At 65.6% G+C, this 18273-nt stretch carries 12 protein-coding genes; 8 read left to right on the forward strand and 4 right to left on the reverse strand.

Features of this window, described 5'->3' with window-relative positions; genetic code table 11:
* Nucleotides 1-8: 8 nt before the first annotated feature.
* The 5 genes from ACVOLQ_RS08390 to ACVOLQ_RS08410 all read left to right on the forward strand — a co-directional run bounded on the left by ACVOLQ_RS08390 (nucleotide 9) and on the right by ACVOLQ_RS08410 (nucleotide 7751).
* The gene (locus tag ACVOLQ_RS08390) at nucleotides 9-902 is read left to right on the forward strand and encodes an XAC2610-related protein (RefSeq protein WP_481527694.1); all 894 of its coding nucleotides are present in this window, start codon (nucleotides 9-11) and stop codon (nucleotides 900-902) included.
* A 64-nt stretch (nucleotides 903-966) separates the two neighbouring features.
* The gene (locus ACVOLQ_RS08395) at nucleotides 967-2544 is read left to right on the forward strand and encodes a hypothetical protein (RefSeq protein ID WP_481527695.1); all 1578 of its coding nucleotides are present in this window, start codon (nucleotides 967-969) and stop codon (nucleotides 2542-2544) included.
* A gap of 77 nt (nucleotides 2545-2621) precedes the next feature.
* Complete coding sequence (locus ACVOLQ_RS08400) at nucleotides 2622-3434, forward strand: DUF3014 domain-containing protein (protein ID WP_481527696.1); 813 nt, start codon at nucleotides 2622-2624, stop codon at nucleotides 3432-3434.
* 177 nt (nucleotides 3435-3611) lie between these two features.
* Nucleotides 3612-6200: an ATP-dependent chaperone ClpB gene (gene clpB / locus ACVOLQ_RS08405; protein ID WP_481527697.1), complete on the forward strand. Its 2589-nt coding sequence runs from the start codon at nucleotides 3612-3614 to the stop codon at nucleotides 6198-6200.
* Between the two features lie 264 nt (nucleotides 6201-6464).
* Entirely contained in the window at nucleotides 6465-7751 is a 1287-nt protein-coding gene (locus tag ACVOLQ_RS08410; protein ID WP_481527698.1) for an O-acetylhomoserine aminocarboxypropyltransferase/cysteine synthase family protein, read from the forward strand.
* A 263-nt stretch (nucleotides 7752-8014) separates the two neighbouring features.
* Here the strand turns inward: ACVOLQ_RS08410 and ACVOLQ_RS08415 are convergent, their stop codons facing one another.
* Nucleotides 8015-8665 (reverse strand): NAD(P)-dependent oxidoreductase, encoded by a 651-nt coding sequence (locus ACVOLQ_RS08415; RefSeq protein ID WP_481527699.1) that lies wholly within the window; start codon nucleotides 8663-8665, stop codon nucleotides 8015-8017.
* Nucleotides 8666-8785: 120 nt separating this feature from the next.
* On the opposite strand from ACVOLQ_RS08415, the gene ACVOLQ_RS08420 reads away from it, so the two are divergent.
* Together ACVOLQ_RS08420 and ACVOLQ_RS08425 are read left to right on the forward strand one after the other, a co-directional pair.
* On the forward strand, nucleotides 8786-9712 hold the full coding sequence (locus tag ACVOLQ_RS08420) for a LysR family transcriptional regulator (RefSeq protein WP_481527700.1): 927 nt from the start codon (nucleotides 8786-8788) through the stop codon (nucleotides 9710-9712).
* Nucleotides 9713-9754: 42 nt separating this feature from the next.
* Nucleotides 9755-10633 carry an AraC family transcriptional regulator gene (locus tag ACVOLQ_RS08425; protein ID WP_481527701.1) on the forward strand — a complete coding sequence of 293 codons (879 nt, stop codon included), beginning with the start codon at nucleotides 9755-9757 and terminating at the stop codon, nucleotides 10631-10633.
* On the opposite strand, the gene ybaL is transcribed toward ACVOLQ_RS08425, so the two are convergent.
* Complete coding sequence (gene ybaL, locus ACVOLQ_RS08430) at nucleotides 10609-12321, reverse strand: YbaL family putative K(+) efflux transporter (protein ID WP_313494002.1); 1713 nt, start codon at nucleotides 12319-12321, stop codon at nucleotides 10609-10611. The genes ACVOLQ_RS08425 and ybaL overlap by 25 nt on opposite strands.
* Before the next feature lie 361 nt (nucleotides 12322-12682).
* Nucleotides 12683-15061, reverse strand: a complete 2379-nt coding sequence (locus ACVOLQ_RS08435; protein ID WP_481527702.1) for a TonB-dependent receptor plug domain-containing protein — start codon at nucleotides 15059-15061, stop codon at nucleotides 12683-12685.
* Nucleotides 15062-15373: 312 nt separating this feature from the next.
* Here ACVOLQ_RS08435 and ACVOLQ_RS08440 point away from each other — a divergent pair, with 312 nt between their 5' ends.
* The gene (locus tag ACVOLQ_RS08440) at nucleotides 15374-17248 is read left to right on the forward strand and encodes an ABC-F family ATP-binding cassette domain-containing protein (RefSeq protein WP_481527703.1); all 1875 of its coding nucleotides are present in this window, start codon (nucleotides 15374-15376) and stop codon (nucleotides 17246-17248) included.
* Between the two features lie 139 nt (nucleotides 17249-17387).
* On the opposite strand, the gene ACVOLQ_RS08445 is transcribed toward ACVOLQ_RS08440, so the two are convergent.
* The gene (locus ACVOLQ_RS08445; RefSeq protein WP_481527704.1) at nucleotides 17388-18263 is read right to left on the reverse strand and encodes a LysR family transcriptional regulator; all 876 of its coding nucleotides are present in this window, start codon (nucleotides 18261-18263) and stop codon (nucleotides 17388-17390) included.
* Nucleotides 18264-18273 lie beyond the last annotated feature (10 nt).

Below are 18273 nucleotides of genomic sequence, written 5' to 3' on the forward strand. Positions count from 1 at the left end.
GCTTCTCGATGATGTCCCTGATATCCACGTCCCGCTGCCGTTCTGCCGCCCGCGGCTTGCTGATTGCAGCGGTTTCGCTGCTGGCAGCGCCGGCATTCGCGGCAGATGACAGCCAGATCCGCTTCGAGGTCACAGCCGGCGTGAGCGCGCATGCGCGCTTGCTGGGCGACGGCAGCGTGGAAGTGGTCACCAACCGCTCAACGGCCCGGCAGGTGTTGCCAGCGTCCACGGACGAGGAAGGTGGCGGCACGCGGCTGGGTCACGCCGACTACAACTTCGACGGTTACCAGGACCTGGATACCAGTGCGACGCTGGGTCAAGTCAACGAATCGGTCACGGTTTACCTGTACGAGCCGGCCACTGGCCAGTTCCGCGCGTTGGCCGCACCCGAGGGCCCGGAAATCAGCTGCGAAGGCTTCTGGTCGCTGACCCCGGACCCGGCCACACGCACGTTGAGCAGCAGCTGTCGTAGCGGGCCGATGTGGTACAGCGATATCTACCGCTTTGCGGGCGAAAAGGTTTACCTGTACCGCTCAATGCGCAATGCCTTCCTCGACACCGAAGCACTCGCGCGGGTGTTGGCGCTGGCTGAAGTTGACGATGCGGAGATCCTCACGGTGTGGAGCACCTGGGATGCCGCAGGCAAGCGACTCGAAACCGCCATCTGGAATGCCTTCGATCCGCCGCTGAAGGACGCCCCGATGCCGGGCCGCAGCGCGTCGGTGGTGCCGGACAAGCTGCTGCTGTACAGCAAGGCCGGTGACACCTCGACCAAGCGCTACCTGCTCAAGGGCGACCGCGTCGAGTTGTTGGATGAAGCCGATGGCTGGTTGCAGTTGCGCTACCGCAATCCCAGCCGTGGCCCGGTGCTGGGCTGGGTGAAACTGCCCACGAACGAATGATCTGTTCCACTCGCACGCATTTTCCCGCCGTTACCATCGCTCCGCATTCCTGACGATATTCCCCATGAATTCTTCTGCATCCGCATCCCGTCCACGTTGGTTCGTCGCCGGCGATCTCAATGGCTTTTTCGGCCTGGTGGTCGATAACCTGTCGATCCTCGGTTTCATCGCGATGGCGCTGGTCGGCATCTTCCAGTTCCCGGCCGATGTGGTGTTCGGCCGCATGTTCCCGGGCACCGCCTTCGGCGTGTTGATCGGCAACCTGATGTACACGGTGATGGCGCGCCGCCTGGCTGCCCGCACTGGCCGTGATGACATCACCGCGATGCCGCTGGGGCTGGACGCGCCAACCAGCATCGGCATGGCCTTGTTGGTGCTGGGCCCGGCCTTCGTCGGCTTCAAGCAACTGGGCATGGACCCGCAGGCGGCGGCGATGCTGACCTGGAAGCTGGGCATGGCCTCGCTGGTGGTGATGGGCCTGCTCAAGCTGGTCCTGTCCTTTGTGGGCGATGCGGTCACCCGCCACGTGCCGCGTGCGGCGCTGCTCGGCTCCATCGGTGGTGCGGCGCTGACACTGCTGGGTTTCCTGCCGCTGATCGAAAGCATGCGCCAGCCGTTGGTGGGCCTGGTCACGCTGGGCGTGCTGCTGTACGTGCTGGTCGCGCGTGGCGTGGTGCCGCTGCGCTTGCCGGGCGTGCTGTTTTCGCTGCTGGTTGGTGTTGCGCTGTATTACGGATTGGGTGCCGCTGGCGCGCTGACCGGCTTCCAATGGCCGCCGGCCATCTCTTTCGCGGTGGCCCTGCCGCTGCCGACGCTGGGCTTTATCGACGGCCTGCCGCTGACCGTGCCGTATCTATCGCTGCTGCTGCCGTTCGGCCTGCTGATGGTGGTGGGCGGTATCAACGTGGCGGAGAGTGCGCGCGCTGCCGGTGACGATTACCGCACCCGCGACATCCTGCTGGTCGAGGCCATTGCTACGCTGATCGCTGGCGTCTGCGGCGGTGTCGCACAGACCACGCCGTACATCGGCCAGCCGGCCTACAAGCGTCTGGGTGCACGCAGCGGCTACACACTGCTGACCGGCCTGTTCATCGGCATCGGCGGCATGCTCGGCGTGGTTGCCGGGTTGGTGCAGTGGCTGCCGGTGGCGGTGCTGGCACCGATCATCGTCTTCGTCGGCCTCGACATCACTGTGCAGGCGTTCCAGCAGACCAAGCGCGAGCACGCGATCGCGGTGGCGCTGGCCTTCCTGCCGGCCATCGCCTACCTGATCAACATCAAGTTCGGCACCTGGGTAGCACCCGATGCGGCGGCCGCCCTGTATGCAGTGGTCGATGGCCATGGCCTGTCGGACGTGGCTACCCTGCAGCTGCTTGGCAATGGTTTCATCATCAGCGCGATGATCTGGGCGGCAGCACTGGTGGCCTTGATCGAGCGCCGCGCTGGCGTGGCGGTAAGCCTGCTGTTGGTGGCTGCCGCGCTGAGTGCGTTTGGCGTGATCCATTCCACCGATCCGCGCGGTGGCATCTACCTGCCGTGGCAGCTGGAAGGCCTGCGCCAGGCCATCACCTTGCAGGTATCGGCTGCCTACGCGGTGCTGGCGGTCGTGATCGGCCTGATGTCGCTGCAGAAACAGCGTTGATGCACGAGGCTTGAACCGCAGGGGAACCCGGCGGGATAAACAGGGTCACACCATCACATGCAATAAAGGTGCAAGTGATGCAGAAGCGCAAAGCAGTGTGGCCCTGGGCAGTGGTTGGCGTCGTCGCGGTAGGCGGCGCTGCATGGTGGATGTTCCGTGATGATGTGGCGCAGCTGCGGCAGGCAACGGCAACCGCTGCTCCGCTGGTGGATAGCCCGGCTGCACCGGCCGTCCAACCGCCGGCTAGGCCCGAACCAGCGGCCGAGCCGAAATATCCGCTCGACGTAGCTGCCGACCCGGCCTTGCCGGCTCTGGCCGACAGCGATGCTTCCAGTTGGCAGGCGCTGAACGGGTTGTTTCCCGCAGATGTCTTGGCCGTGCTGCTGCGTGAGCAGCTGATCCAGCGCGTGGTGGTTCATGTCGACAATCTCACCCAGCCCAGCCTGCCAGCTGCGGCGATGGCGGTGCGGCCGTTGCCAGGCGCGCTGCAGGTGGAGCAGGGCGGTGCTGGCGGTGAGCGGTTGGCAGCCGCCAATGCCACCCGCTATGCACCTTACGTGGATGCCTTTACCCGTGCCGATACGGGGGCGGTAGCGGCTGCTTACAAGCGCTTCTATCCCTTGCTGCAGCAGGCCTACCGCGATATCGGTCATCCCGATGGCCATTTCAACGACAGGCTGGTGGCGGTGATCGACCATCTGCTGCAGACCCCCGAGCCGGCCCGTCCGCTGGCGGTGGAGCCGGACGGCAAGGGCCGCTATCGCTTCGTCGACCCGGCCCTGCAATCGCTGTCGATCGGGCAGAAAGCCTTGCTGCGCATGGATGCCAGCCAGCAACAGGCGGTGAAGCAGCAGCTGCGGGCGTTGCGCGCGGCGATCACGCGCGGCTGAGCCGCGCTGCCGCTTGCGTTGGATCAAGGTTGCGGTGACAGCAGCGGGTGATACTGGGGCGGGATTGCGATTGCAGCTGAACAAGATGGCTATTCACCCTTGAATCACGCCGTTGCAACCGCATCTGAACCAGTATCGCCGGCAGTGCTGGCAACCCAACATTGAGGAAGAAGACCCATGCGGATGGACAAACTCACCTCCAACTTCCAGAAGGCCCTGGCAGATGCCCAGTCGCTGGCAGTTGGCCGTGACAACAACATCATCGAGCCGGTGCACGTGCTCAGCGCGCTGCTCGATCAGCCCGGTGGCAGCAGCCGGCCCTTGCTGGCCCAGGCCGGTGTCAACGTGCCGGTGTTGCGCGAGCGGCTGACCGAAGCGCTGGATGCACTGCCCAAGGTATCCGGCCAGGCCGGCAGCCTGTCGATGGGCAATGATCTCAACCGCCTGCTCAACAGCACCGACAAGCTGGCCCAGCAGCACAACGACCAGTTCATCGCCAGCGAGTGGTTCCTGCTGGCGGCGGTGGACGACGGTGGCCCGGCTGGCATGGCCCTGCGCGCTGCCGGTGCCGACAAGAAAAAAGTGGAGGCCGCCATCGACAAGCTGCGCGGCGGGGAAACCGTGCAGAGCGAAAACGCAGAAGAGCAGCGCCAGGCGCTGGAGAAGTACACCATCGACCTGACCGCGCGTGCCGAGAGCGGCAAGCTCGACCCGGTGATTGGCCGCGACGAGGAAATCCGCCGCACCATCCAGGTGCTGCAGCGCCGTACCAAGAACAACCCGGTGCTGATCGGGGAGCCCGGCGTGGGCAAGACTGCCATTGTCGAAGGCCTGGCCCAGCGCATCATCAACGACGAAGTGCCCGAGGGCCTGCGCGGCAAGCGCGTGCTGTCGCTGGACATGGGCGCGCTGATTGCCGGTGCCAAGTTCCGCGGCGAGTTCGAGGAACGGCTCAAGGGCGTGCTCAACGATCTGTCCAAGAACGAAGGCCAGATCATCCTGTTCATCGACGAGCTGCACACCATGGTCGGCGCCGGCAAGGGCGACGGCGCGATGGATGCGGGCAATATGCTCAAGCCGGCGCTTGCGCGTGGCGAGCTGCATTGCATCGGTGCCACCACCCTGGACGAGTACCGCCAGTACATCGAGAAGGACGCCGCGCTGGAGCGCCGCTTCCAGAAGGTGTTCGTGGGTGAGCCGACGGTGGAGGACACCATCGCCATCCTGCGTGGCCTGAAGGAACGCTATGCGGTGCACCACGGCGTGGAAATCACCGACCCTGCGGTGGTTGCGGCGGCGACGCTGTCCAACCGCTACATCACCGACCGCCAGCTGCCGGACAAGGCCATCGACCTGATGGACGAGGCGGCATCGCGTATCCGCATGGAGATCGACTCCAAGCCGGAAGAGCTTGATCGCCTGGAGCGTCGCCTGATCCAGCTCAAGATCCAGCGCGAAATGCTGAAGAAGGAAAAGGACGACGCCTCGCGCAAGCGCCTGGCCGATCTGGAAGCCGATATCGACACACTGGAGCGTGAGTTCTCCGACCTCAACGAAATCTGGAAGTCGGAGAAGGCCGCACTGCAGGGCGCGACCAAGATCAAGGAGCAGGTCGAGAAGGCCAAGCTGGATCTGGAAGCCGCACAGCGTCGCCAGGACTTCGCCAAGATGAGCGAGATCCAGTACGGCCTGCTGCCGAACCTGGAGAAGCAGCTGCAGGCCGCGCAGGAAATGGAGCGCAAGGACTTCAAGCTGGTGCAGGACAAGGTGACCGACGAGGAAATCGCCGAGGTCGTCTCGCGCTGGACCGGTATCCCGGTCAGCAAGATGCTGGAAGGCGAGCGCGACAAGCTGCTGCGCATGGAAGATATGCTGCACAACCGCGTGGTTGGCCAGGAAGAAGCGATCCGCGTGGTTTCCGACGCGGTGCGGCGTTCGCGCGCCGGCCTGTCGGACCCGAACCGTCCGAGTGGCTCGTTCCTGTTCCTGGGCCCGACCGGCGTGGGCAAGACCGAGCTGACCAAGGCGCTGGCCGACTTCCTGTTCGATTCGCCCGACGCGATGGTGCGCATCGACATGAGTGAGTTCATGGAGAAGCACAGCGTGTCGCGCCTGATCGGTGCGCCCCCGGGCTATGTGGGCTACGAGGAAGGTGGCTACCTGACCGAGGCGGTGCGCCGTCGCCCGTACAGCGTGATCCTGCTGGACGAGGTGGAGAAGGCGCATCCGGATGTGTTCAACATCCTGCTGCAGGTGCTGGACGACGGTCGTTTGACCGATGGCCAGGGCCGCACCGTGGACTTCCGCAACACCGTCATCGTGATGACCTCGAACCTGGGCTCGCACCAGATCCAGGACATGAGCGGTGACGACAGCCCGGAAGCCTATACGCAGATGAAGGCCGCGGTGATGGGCGTGGTGCAGGCGCACTTCCGTCCGGAGTTCATCAACCGCCTGGACGACATCGTCGTGTTCCACCCGCTGGACAAGCAGCAGATCAAGCAGATCGCACGCATCCAGATGCGTGGCCTGGAGAAGCGCCTGGGCGAGCGTGGCCTGCGCCTGGAAGTGTCGGATTCGGCCTTCGATGTGCTGGGCAATGTCGGCTTCGACCCGATCTATGGCGCGCGTCCGTTGAAGCGTGCGATCCAGGCGCAGCTGGAAAACCCGCTGGCGCAGAAGATCCTGGCCGGCGAGTTCGCCAGCGGCGACACCATCAAGGTGGAAGCCGGTGGTGGCGGGCAGCTGCAGTTCGGCAAGGGCTGAGAGCCAGAGCCAAAGCTTCAAGTGCGTTAAAAGCTGCCCTCACCCCAACCCCTCTCCCGCGCGCGGGAGAGGGGCAAGGTTTGCGGCGGCTCGTGGTGCGTTAGCCCCTCTCCCGCACGCGGGAGAGGGGTTGGGGTGAGGGGAAGCTTCCAGCTGAAAATGCATCAGAAGATTCCATCCCCTCACAAGTAACCCCTGCAACCGTCCACCGGTTGCCAGCCATCCTCGGCTATCGTCAGCGGTCACTCCTTAGCGAGCGCTCCGATGACCGATCCGCAGTGGAAGCCAGAAACCATCGCCGTGCACGGCGGTTATTCCCCTGACCCGACCACCCGCGCGGTGGCGGTGCCGATCTACCAGACCGTTGCCTACGCCTTCGACGACACCCAGCACGGTGCCGATCTGTTCGACCTCAAGGTCCAGGGCAATATCTATACCCGCATCATGAATCCCACCACCGATGTGCTGGAAAAGCGCATCGCGGCCTTGGAAGGCGGCATCGGTGCGTTGGCGCTGGCCTCGGGCCAGGCCGCCATCACCTACGCCATCCAGACCATTGCCGAGGCCGGCGACAATATCCTCGCCTCCAGCGCGCTGTACGGTGGCACCTACAACCTGTTCGCACACACGCTGCCGCAGTTCGGCATCCAGACCCGCTTTGCCGATTACCGTGATCCGCAGGCATTTGCGGCGCTGATTGATGAGCGCACCAAGGCGGTGTTCGTCGAATCCATCGGCAACCCGCGCGGCAATATCACCGATATCGAGGCCATCGCCAAGATCGCGCATGCGCATGGCGTGCCGGTGATCGTCGACAACACCGTGGCCACGCCGTATCTGCAGCGCTCCTTCGATTTTGGTGCGGATATCGTGGTGCACTCCTTGACCAAGTATCTCGGTGGCCATGGCACCAGTCTTGGCGGTGCCATCGTCGATTCCGGCCGCTTCCCGTGGGCCGAGCACAAGGCGCGCTTCCCGCGCCTCAATACGCCGGACGTCAGCTACCACGGCGTGGTCTATACCGAGGCATTGGGGCCGGCGGCCTTTATTGGCCGTGCCCGCGTGGTGCCATTGCGCAACATGGGCGCGGCGATTTCGCCGTTCAACGCCTTCCAGATCCTGCAGGGCGTCGAGACGCTGGCGCTGCGCATGGATCGCATCAACAGCAATACGCTGGCCGTGGCCAACTACCTGCAGAACCATGCAAAGGTCGCCTGGGTGAACTACGCGGCGCTGCCGGACCATCCGGAACATGCGCTGGTGCAGAAGTACCTGCGTGGCCACGGCTCGGGCGTGCTGACCTTCGGTTTGCCGGGTGGGCGCGAAGCCGGCGCGCGCTTCCTGGATGCCTTGCAGCTGTTCACGCGACTGGTGAACCTGGGCGATGCCAAGTCACTGGCCACGCATCCGGCATCCACCACCCATCGGCAGCTGGATGAGGCCGAGCTGGAAAAGGCCGGGGTGACGCTGGACACCGTGCGCCTGTCGGTGGGCATCGAGCATATCGATGACCTGCTGGCGGATCTGGAGCAGGCGTTGGCTGGGGCTTGAGTCCCAGCTTGGACGCTGCAGAGGAGAATCAAGGGCGGGGTTCGCTTGTTAGAAGCTTCCCCTCACCCCAACCCCTCTCCCGTAAACGGGAGAGGGGCTAACGCACTACGAGCCGCCGCAATCCTGGCCCCTCTCCCGCATGCGGGGTGAGAAGGGCTGTTTGCGAACCAAAGGTTCGCAGCCATTTGAACGCGCTTGCGTCAGCGCAAGGGCCGGGGCGCGGAGCGGGGGTTGGGGTGAGGGCAGCTCTCAGCTCCTAGCTTTTACCAGGCAACCGTAAACCGCTTGCCCACGTGCTTCGGCGTTTCCAGCTCATCCACCACTGCCACCGCCAGATCGGCCGCACTGATCGTGCCCGGGCCATCACCGGTGCTCAGCGGAGTGTCGCTGCCCACCCGGTACTTGCCGGTGCGCTCGGTCGCACTGCCCGGATGGAAGGCCACCGGCGGGCTCAGTTGGGTCCAGGCCAGCGAGGTCTCATTACGCAACTCGTTCAGCGCATCGCGCGCGGCGCTGGCACCGGGATAGATAGCCGCCGGGAAGTCGGGGGAATCCACCAGCTGGGTGCCGTCCGCCGCATACAGGCTGCCAGCGCCGCCAATCACGATGTAGCGCTTGACGCCTGCTGCCTTGGTGCCGGCCACGATCGCGCGGGTGCCACGCATGAACTCGTTGTACAGATCCGGATTGGCCCAGCCGGCGTTGTAGGCACTGATCACGGTGTCGGCACCGCTGACCCCGGCGCGTACCTCCTCAGCATTGAGCACATCGGCCTTGACCACGTGCAAGCGCGCGCGGCTTGCCAGCTTGGCTGAGTCACGCACCAGGGCGGTGACGTCATGGCCGCGCGCCAGCAGTTCGTCCAGCAGGGCCTTGCCGACGAAGCCGGTGGCACCAATCAATGCGACTTTCATGGGAAATCCTTGCGAGTGGGAATGACGCCAGTTTCCGCCTCCGCGTGCCGCCGCGGCAGTCGCAAAAAATCACAAAGACCTTGAAGCTGTGCTTCACAATGGCCCGCAAGGAGGTGACCCATGGACAGCTTCAAGCGGATGGCCCTGTTTGCCCAGGTGGTGCAGCACGGCTCGATGAGTGCGGCGGCGCGGGCCCTGGGCATGAGTACCTCGGCGGTGAGCCAGCAACTGCGCGCGCTGGAGCAGGAGGCCGGGGTGGCGCTGTTGCACCGCTCCACCCGACGGCTGGCCCTCACCGATGTGGGCAGCCGTTACTACGCGGCCTGCGCGCGTCTGCTGGACGCGGCCGGGGAGGCAGCGGCAGAACTGTCGGCCGCCCGCCAGGCCCCCAGCGGTGAACTGCGGCTGTCGGCGCCGCTGGGCATGGCCGCGCATATCGGGCCGGCGCTGGGGACGTGGTTGCAGGACAACCCGCAGCTGCGCCTGCACCTGTTCTTCGACGACGGCTGGACCGACCTGTTGCAGGCGCGCATCGATCTGGCCCTGCGCTTTGGCCAGCTGCCGGATAGCGATTGGATGGCGCAGCGCCTGGGCAGCCTGCAGCGTTGGCCCTGCGCGTCGCCGCAGTGGCTGCAGGCCCACGGCATGCCCACCGATCCCCTGCAGGTACCCGCCGCCGACTGGCTGGGTGTGCCGCAGGTGCCCGGCTTGGTCTGGCAACACCGTGACAGCGGCGAGGAACGGCTGGTGCCGGCGCATCCGCGCATCGCCAGCCAGAACCAGCCAGCGGTCCTGCAGCTATGCCAGGCCGGTTTGGGCGTGGCGGTGCTGACCAGCCTGGATGCGGCCCCGCTATTGGCTGACGGCCACCTGCAGCGCCTGTTGCCGGATTGGGAAGTGCCAGCGTTGCCGGCCTGGGCGGTGACACCACATCGCCAGACCCAACCGGCCAAGGTGCGCCAGGCCATCGCCTTGTTGCAGGACTATCTGGCGCGGATGCCTGCTGCCGGGCCGACGCCTGCGCAAGATCGGAAACGCCAGCGCTGAGCAGGCGCGCTGCAATAGCCCCACTTCCACGGAGACGATGCAATGAAAGCCAATGCCGCACAGCTGCCACGCCTGGACCGGGTCATTGCCTGTCTGCAGCAGGCCGTCGATACCGGCGGCCCCTTGCCCGACCTGGAGGCGCTGGCGGCCATCGCCCATTACTCGCCTTTCCACTTCCATCGCGTTTACCGCGCGCTGACCGGTGAAACGATAGGCCGCACGGTGCAGCGGCTGCGGGTGGTCAAGGCGCTGCAGCGTCTGGCGCATAGCGCGGCCAGTGTCACCGAGATCGCCTTGCTGGCCGGTTACGACACCCCGCAGGCCTTGGCCCGGGTGCTGCGCGAAAGCGTGGATGCCAGTGCCAGCGAACTGCGCGACGATCCGCAGCGACTGGCCGCCTGCATCGCCCAGCTGTCGCGCCCGCTGCCGGTGGCTGAAACTCCCGCGCCGCTGAGCGTGGAAGTGATCACCCTGGAGCCGTTCGAGGTGGTCGCGTTGCGTGCCCGGGGTGCCTTCGACGATCTGGATGGTGTGTTCGGCGAACTGTTCGGCTGGGCGGCCGAGCAGGGCCTGATCGAACAGCTGCAGCAGTTGATCGGCCTGCCGCTGGGTGACCACCGTGAGCTGCCTGCCGACGAGCTGCTGTTCGACTGCGCGCTGGCGCTGGATGCCGAGCTGCCGGCCTTGCCGGCATCACTGCAGCGCCTGCAGTTGGGGGGCGGGCGCATGGCGCGCCTGCATCATGTCGGCAGCTACTCCCTGCTCGAGGACGCCACCGACCGGTTGCTGCGTGAGTGGTTGCCGGGCAGCGGCCATGCCCTGCGCGACGCGCCGTTGCACTATCACTTCCTGGATGACCCCGAGGACGTTCCCGAGGCCATCCTGCGCGCCGACATCTACGTGCCGCTGGCCGCCGGCTGAGGCACGTTGCGGCGCAGGCTGCGGTAGGGCGGGGTGGACATGATCATTTCCGCCAGCGAGTAGGCCAGCTCGCGCTCGGCCATCACCGTGCCGTCGGCGCCGTGCTCCAGCAGATGCTTGACCTCGGCATCGCTGTGGGCACGCGCCAACAGGGTCAGATTGGGGTTGATGGCGCGCAGCTTGGCCAGCACCTCACCGGATTCCAGCGGTTGCGGGATGGCCAGCACGGCGATGGTGGCGCGCTCGGGGTGCGCCTCGGCCAGCACCTTGTCCGAGGCGGCACTGCCGCGGATGCCGGGGATGCCGGCGGCGTGCGCGCGTTCCACATGCTCGCGGTTGTCGTCGATCACCAGCACCGGCACGCCGCGGTCGCGCAGCACCTGCGCCAGCTCGCTGCCGACCCGGCCATAGCCGACCACGATGGCGTGGTCGTGCAGGTCCAGCGACGGACCCGGCGGGATGTCCGGCACTTCCGGCACCGGCGCGGTTTCCTTGTGGCGTGCCTGCCAGCGGTCGAGCAGGCCGAACACCACCGGGTTGAGCATGATCGAGACCAGCGCACCGGCCAGTACCAGCGATTGCCCGGTGGGCGGCAGGATCTTCAGGGCCACGCCCAGCCCAGCGATGATGAAGGCGAACTCGCCGATCTGCGCCAGCGAGGCGGAGATGGTCAGCGCGGTGCTCTTGGAGTGGCCGAAGGCGCGCACGATGAAGAAGGCGGCGGCTGACTTGCCGAACATGATGATCACTACCGTCGCCAGCACCTGCCAGGGGTGCTCGACGATGATCATCGGGTTGAACAACATGCCGACCGAAACGAAGAACAGCACCGCGAACGCATCGCGCAGCGGCAGCGAATCATGCGCGGCCTTGTGGCTGAGCTCGGATTCGTTGAGCATCATGCCGGCGAAGAATGCGCCCAGCGCGAACGAGACGCCGAACAGCGCGGCCGCACCAAACGCCACGCCCAGCGCGATGGCCAGCACGCACAGGGTGAACAGCTCGCGCGAGCCGGTGCCGGCCACTTTCTCCAGCACCCACGGAATCACCCGCCGGCCAACCACCAGCATCACTGCCACGAACAGGCCCAACTGCACGAAGGTCCAGCCGATCGAGGCCAGCAGGCCGCCAATCGAAAGTGCCTTGCCACTGGCCTCGGGGCCGAACACCTCGGCAATCACCGGCATCATCACCAGGGCCAGCACACAGGCCAGGTCTTCGACGATCAGCCAGCCCACCGCGATCTTGCCGCGCGTGGTTTCCAGCAAGCGGCGTTCCTCCATGGCCCGCAACAACACCACGGTGGACGCGGTGGCCAGCGAGAAGCCGAAGATCACCCCGTGCAGCGCCGGCCAGCCCATCAGCGTAGCCACGCCCCAGCCGAGCAGGGTGGCGACCAGGATCTGGCCGATGGCACCGGGGATGGCGATGGCCTTGACCGCCATCAGGTCCTTCAACGAGAAGTGCAGGCCGACGCCGAACATCAGCAGCATCACCCCGATCTCGGCCAACTGGTTGGCCAGCGCCTGGTCGGCGACAAAGCCCGGGGTGAACGGTCCCACGATGACACCGGCAATCAGATAGCCCACCAGCGGCGACAGCCGCAGTTTGTTGGCCAGGGCGCCAAGCACGAAGGCCAGGCCCAGACCGATGGCAATCATGTTGATCAGGGCGGTGTCATGGTGCATCAGGGCTCGCAGCAGGGGGTGGGGTACTTCGATTCTAAAGGCGATGCGCGGTTTGGTGAGGGGAAATGCATGAAAAATCTGGGTTTTTTTTATGGAGCGAGGGTGGGGTGTGGGTTTGTGGTGCTTGCTGGTGAGGGCAACAGCAAACGCCAGGGTACCCCTCCCCAACCCTCCCCTTCGCTGCGCGAAAGGGAGGGCGCCAAAGCAAAAGCTGGGTGAACCCTGCAGCCCGCATGAACTGCCCCCTCCCTTTCGCGCAGCGAAGGGGAGGGCTGGGGAGGGGTAAGCCTCTGCCGAGCCGGCAAAAGAAAATGCCCCGGGTCGCCCCGGGGCATCTTCCTTTCACGACGTCAAAACAGTCTTACCAGGTGTAGCTGATACGGCCGTATACGTAAGCGCCGTTGAAGCCGTACGGGGAGTAGTTGCTGTACGGCAGCATGCCCCAGGTCGAGTTCTGCAGGTCCGCGGTGCGATCCGGGTACTGGTCCAGCAGGTTGTCCGCACCCAGGGTCAGCTTCCAGTTCTCGCTGGGCTTGAAGCTGGCCGAGGCGTCCACTACCCAACTGGCGTCATAGGTCTGGTCGCGGGCAGCGGTGGCCGAGTTGCGCACGGTGAAGCTGCCGTAGCGGGTCGCCGACAGACCCAGCTCCCAGCGGTCCGAGCGCCAGGTGCCGCTGACGATGGCCTTGTCACGCGGGAAGCTGTCCTCGATGCGGCCGATCTCGTCGCGGCCGATCAGCGACTGGGTGATGCCCAGGCTGCCGAACACCGCCGGCGAAGCGATGAACTTCTTCACTTCGGTCTCGTTGTAGCTGTAGGCCGCGGTCAGTTCCAGGCTGCTGGCGCTGAACGGGATGGTGTAGCTGGATACTGCATCGACACCGCGGGTGCGGGTGTCCACACCATTGGTGAAGTAGGAGAACGCGGTGACCTGCGGCAGCCCCAGCCCGGCCAACAACGCATTGGCGGCGGCATTGGTGGTGATGTTGGTGGACAGCACGATGCGGTCATCGATGTCGATCTGGTAGGCATCGACGGTCAGGTACAGGCGATCAACCGGCTGCAGCACCAGGCCAAGGCTGTAGGAGGTGGAGCTTTCGGCCTTGAGCGGGCTGGCACCCAGTGCCTGTGCGGCAGCGCTGGTGGTCGGGAAGGTGCCGCGGTCGACGAAGCTGCCGTTGATGATGGTGCTGGTGACCGCCTGGTAGCTCTGCTGGGCCAGCGACGGGGCGCGGAAGCCGCTGGACGCGGTGGCACGCAGCGCGACCTTGTCGGTGAAGGCGTAGCGCGCCGACAACTTGCCCGAGAACTTGTCGCCGAAGTCCGAGTAGTCCTCGTAGCGACCGGTCAGGCCGGCGGAGAACTTCTCGGTCAGGTCGGCTTCCAGGCCGGCATAGACGGCGTAATTGTGGCGATCGTTGTGCACTTCGTTGGTCGGGGTGAAACCACCGAAGCCCTGCGCGCCGCTACCGGTATAGGAGTTCAGCTCACCGGCGTTCTGTTCCCACTTCTCACGGCGGTACTCACCGCCGAAGGACAGCGTGACCGGGTAGGCCAGGCCCCAGTCCAGCGACTTGGTGAGGTCGGCGTTGAAGATGTCCTGCTGGTACTTCAGCGTGCCGTCGTAGAACGAGGTCGGGCTGTTCACGCCCAGGCTGTAGTTGATGCTGTTGCGGGTGTGGAAATCCAGGGTGTTTTCACCGTGGTTGAGGCTGACGTCCCAGGTCCAGCCACTCTCGGTATTGCCCTTGACGCCGGCCACCAGCGAGCGGTCCTTGGAGTACTGGTTGATCTGCGGCACGAAGCCGTCCGGGTAGACCTGCGCCAGCAGCGCGGTCTGGCCGCTGTGGTTGGGCGAGCGGTAGAACGCGAACGAAGTGATGTCGCGGTTGCTCAGCAGGGCGCTGGCGTAGGCGCTGACGTTGTCGCTGAAGTTGAAGCTGGCGTTGGCCGAGGCAGCGGTGGCATCCACGCGCGGGTCGCCGACCACGAAGGTCTTCTCACCGATGGACGGGAAGTTGCCGGTATTCGGGGTGGTGCCCTGATAAGGGCCTGCGCGGTTGCTTTCGTCCTGCTGGCTGATCTGGCCGGCGAAATGCACGCTGCCACGGCCATCGGCGAAGCTGACGCCGGTGTCGCCGGAGAGCTGGTACTTGTTGCCGTCACCGGCCGAGTACTGGCCGTAATCCACGGCCAGGCTGCCGCCCTTGCCGCTGCCCTTGAGCACGATGTTGACCACGCCAGCGATGGCGTCGGAGCCGTACTGGGCCGAGGCGCCGTCACGCAGCACTTCCACGCGCTCGATGGCGGCGATCGGAATGGCGTTGATGTCCACCGCCGACGAGCCACGGCCGATGCTGCCGTTGACGTTGATCATCGCCGAGGTATGGCGGCGCTTGCCGTTGACCAGCACCAGCACCTGGTCAGGCGACAGACCGCGCAGCTGCGCCGGGCGGATGCCGCTGGTGCCGTCGGTCAGGGCCGGGCGCGGGAAGTTCAGCGAGGGCAGGGCGCGCGACAGCGCGGTGGCCAACTCGCCGGTGCCGGTGGACTGCAGCGCCTCCGGGGTGATGATGTCGATCGGTGACTGCGATTCGGCCACGGTGCGGTCGGCCACGCGGGTACCGGTGACGATCACGGTATCCAGGGTGTTGGCAGCGGTCTGGGCGAAGGCGGGGAGGGCCGGGGCGCCAAGGGCGATGGCAATGGCGACGGCGAGGGTGCTGGACGTGCGATTCATCAGGTTGCAGCTCCGGTATTGAGTGGCGGCATCGGCGGCGCGTGGGGTTCGCGGCTGTTGCGGTGCACCATCAACGAATTAATGGAATTTTTACCTCGTGTCAAACCGGATGACGCAGCTAAATTGTTGCTTTTGAAAGCTTTTTCAGTTCAGCAAAGGCGATTTGGCAATGCGAGTACTTGGCCCTTGTCAGGCAATGCCGTTCAGGCGCGTGCGATAACAGGACGTGAGTCAAGTATTGGTTAACGTTAGAATTACGTCGCAGGAATGCTGCTCACATGCACATTCCGTTTCGTTATAACGGACCCATTCATGATTTCCCTTCGTAATTTCGCCCTCCGCCGGGGCGAGCGCCTGCTGTTGTCCAACGTAGACCTCACCCTGCATGCCGGCTATCGCGTAGGCGTGGTGGGGCGTAATGGCGCAGGCAAATCCAGCCTGTTCGCCGCCGTGCGCGGTGAACTGGAAGCCGACAAGGGCGATGTGTCGCTGCCCGGCAAGATCCGCATCGCCGATGTGGCCCAGGAAACCCCGGCGCTGCCCGACCGCGCCATCGACTTCGTGCTCGGTGGTGACGACGTGGTAGCCGCCGTGCTGGCTGAAGAAGCCGCCGCCGCTGAGCGCGAGGATTGGGAAGCGGTCGCCAATGCGCACCAGAAGATGGCCGAGCTGGGGGCGTACGACGCCGAAGCCCGTGCCGGCAAGCTGCTGCACGGCCTGGGCTTCCCGGCCGAGACGCATGACCGCCCGGTGTCGGCGTTCTCCGGCGGCTGGCGCGCACGCTTGAACCTGGCGCGCGCGCTGATGATGCCCAGCGACCTGCTGCTGCTCGACGAACCGACCAACCACCTGGATCTGGATGCGGTCTATTGGCTGGAACAGTGGTTGCTGAAGTATCCGGGCACCTTGCTGCTGATCTCGCATGACCGCGAGTTCCTCGACAACGTCGCCACCCACACCCTGCACCTGCACGGTGGCAGCGCCAAGCTCTACCCGGGCGGCTATACCGATTTCGAGCGCCAGCGTGCCGAGCACCTGCGCCAGCAGCAGATCGCGCACGAGAAGGAACAGGCCGAGCGCGCCCACCTGCAGAGCTTCATCGACCGCTTCAAGGCGCAGGCCAGCAAGGCCACCCAGGCGCAGAGCCGGATGAAGCGCCTGGCCAAGATGGCCGGCACCGAAGCGGTGCGCGCCGAGCGCGAGTTCCGCATCGAGTTCTCGCCGCCGGCCAAGCTGCCGTTCTCGCTGATCCGCCTCAACGACGTCACCGCCGGCTACGGGCCGGACGCGGTGATCCTGGACAACGTCGGCTTCGGCCTGGAAGCCGGCCAGCGCGTTGGTCTGCTCGGGCCGAACGGTGCGGGTAAAACCACGCTGGTGAAGTCACTGGTCGGTGACCTGCCGTTGCTCGGCGGTGATCGCATGGCCCACCCGGACCTGCAGATCGGTTACTTCGCCCAGCACACGGTGGAATCGCTGCATGCCGGCATGACGCCGATGGATCACTTCCGCGAGATCTCGCCGGATGGCGTCAACCAGTCGTTCCGCGACTTCCTCGGCAAGTGGAATTTCCCGGGCGATCGTGCGTTCGAGACCGTGGATGGTTTCTCCGGTGGCGAGCGTGCGCGTCTGGCGCTGGCGCTGATCGCCTGGCAGCAGCCCAATGTGTTGCTGCTCGACGAACCGACCAACCACCTTGACCTGGAAATGCGCGAAGCGCTGGCCGAAGCGCTGGCCTTGTTTGAAGGGGCCATCGTGATGGTGTCGCATGATCGCCACCTGATCGGCCTGGTCTGCGATACGTTCTGGCGCGTGGCCGATGGCGTGGTCGAGCCGTTTGCCGGTGACCTGGACGAATACGCGCAGTGGCTGCGTACCCGCGCCAGTGCGCAGGGTTCACGCAACAAGAGTGATCGCCAGGAAAAGCCAGCGGCCGCACCGGTTGCGCAGGTTGCCCCGGCCAAACCGGCTTCCAACAAGAAGCCGGTCAACCCGCACAAGCTGGAAGCGGCCGAGAAGAAGGTCGAGCAGTTGGGTGCATCGCTGGCGGCGGTGGACGCGCAACTGGCGGATTCGGCCAACTACGCCGACGCGGCCAAAATGGCCAAGCTGGGCAGCGAACGTGAAGTGCTGGCGCAGCAGCTGGAGCAGGCCGAGGCAGCGTGGATGGAGATGCTGGAGGACTGAGCGTTGTGGGCGCGGCACAAGCCGTGCAGCGATGCCACTGTAGCGCCGAGCCATGCTCGGCTGGGGTTTTATCGGTGATGCCCCTTGCCGAGCATGGCTCGGCACTACAGGTGATGCCTCTGCCGAGCATGGCTCGGCACTACAGGTCCAATCCTTCCTGTGCCAGCAACCATAGGCGGAAGCGCCGTAGCGGTTCGCGCTCCTGCCGCGAGCGCAGCCGCGTCAGCCAATAGCGTCCCAGCGACAGGGTCGGCGCGAACGGCTGCAACAGCCGCCCTTCGGCCAGATCCTGCTCGAACATGCGCAGCGGCAACAACGCGACCCCGGCGCCTGCGGCCGCCGCACTGGCCAGCGTCAGTGAGGAATCAAACACCGCACCGCGCGCCTCCACGCCACTGACCCCGACCAGTTGCAGCCAGCGGGGCCACTCGTCATTGCGGTAGGAACGCAGCAACGGCACGTTGCCAAGATCACGCGGCTGCCGCAGCTTGCGCGCCACTGCCGGTGCGCACAGCGGTGCGAACAAGGTATCGACAATGGCGGTGCAGTCCTGGCCCTGCCAATCGCCATCACCGAAACGGATGGCCAGATCCAGGCCTTCGCCGGCCAGGTCGATGCGGTTGTTGTGGGTCTGCACGCGCAACTCGATATCCGGATGGGCGGCCTCGAAACCCGGCAGGCGCGGCAACAGCCAACCGGTGGCGAAGGTGCCGACCACGCCCACCGTCAGCACCTCGCGGAAGCGGCCGCCGGTGAAGCGGTCCAGCGCGATCGCCATGCGGTCGAAACTCTCCGTCAGCACCGGATACAGCGCCGCGCCTTCATCGGTGAGGGCAACACCGCGCGGCAGCCGGTGGAACAGGCTGACCTGCAGGCGGTCCTCCAGGCCGCGGATCTGGTGGCTCAGCGCGGCCTGGCTGACACACAGTTCCAGCGCCGCGCGGGTGAAGTTCAGGTGCCGGGCGGCGGCCTCGAAGGCACGCAGGGCATTGAGCGGCAGTTGCGGGCGGATCATGCGCAGTCAT

The organism is Stenotrophomonas sp. STEN031, from assembly GCF_056759975.1.

Excerpts from the sequence above, each read along its gene's own strand:
- ACVOLQ_RS08390 (WP_481527694.1), top strand. The coding sequence starts at position 9 with ATGATGTCCCTGATATCCACGTCCCGCTGCCGTTCTGCCGCCCGCGGC.
- ACVOLQ_RS08395 (WP_481527695.1), top strand. The coding sequence starts at position 967 with ATGAATTCTTCTGCATCCGCATCCCGTCCACGTTGGTTCGTCGCCGGC.
- ACVOLQ_RS08400 (WP_481527696.1), top strand. The coding sequence starts at position 2,622 with ATGCAGAAGCGCAAAGCAGTGTGGCCCTGGGCAGTGGTTGGCGTCGTC.
- clpB (WP_481527697.1), top strand. The coding sequence starts at position 3,612 with ATGCGGATGGACAAACTCACCTCCAACTTCCAGAAGGCCCTGGCAGAT.
- ACVOLQ_RS08410 (WP_481527698.1), top strand. The coding sequence starts at position 6,465 with ATGACCGATCCGCAGTGGAAGCCAGAAACCATCGCCGTGCACGGCGGT.
- ACVOLQ_RS08415 (WP_481527699.1), bottom strand. The coding sequence starts at position 8,665 with ATGAAAGTCGCATTGATTGGTGCCACCGGCTTCGTCGGCAAGGCCCTG.
- ACVOLQ_RS08420 (WP_481527700.1), top strand. The coding sequence starts at position 8,786 with ATGGACAGCTTCAAGCGGATGGCCCTGTTTGCCCAGGTGGTGCAGCAC.
- ACVOLQ_RS08425 (WP_481527701.1), top strand. The coding sequence starts at position 9,755 with ATGAAAGCCAATGCCGCACAGCTGCCACGCCTGGACCGGGTCATTGCC.
- ybaL (WP_313494002.1), bottom strand. The coding sequence starts at position 12,321 with ATGCACCATGACACCGCCCTGATCAACATGATTGCCATCGGTCTGGGC.
- ACVOLQ_RS08435 (WP_481527702.1), bottom strand. The coding sequence starts at position 15,061 with ATGAATCGCACGTCCAGCACCCTCGCCGTCGCCATTGCCATCGCCCTT.
- ACVOLQ_RS08440 (WP_481527703.1), top strand. The coding sequence starts at position 15,374 with ATGATTTCCCTTCGTAATTTCGCCCTCCGCCGGGGCGAGCGCCTGCTG.
- ACVOLQ_RS08445 (WP_481527704.1), bottom strand. The coding sequence starts at position 18,263 with ATGATCCGCCCGCAACTGCCGCTCAATGCCCTGCGTGCCTTCGAGGCC.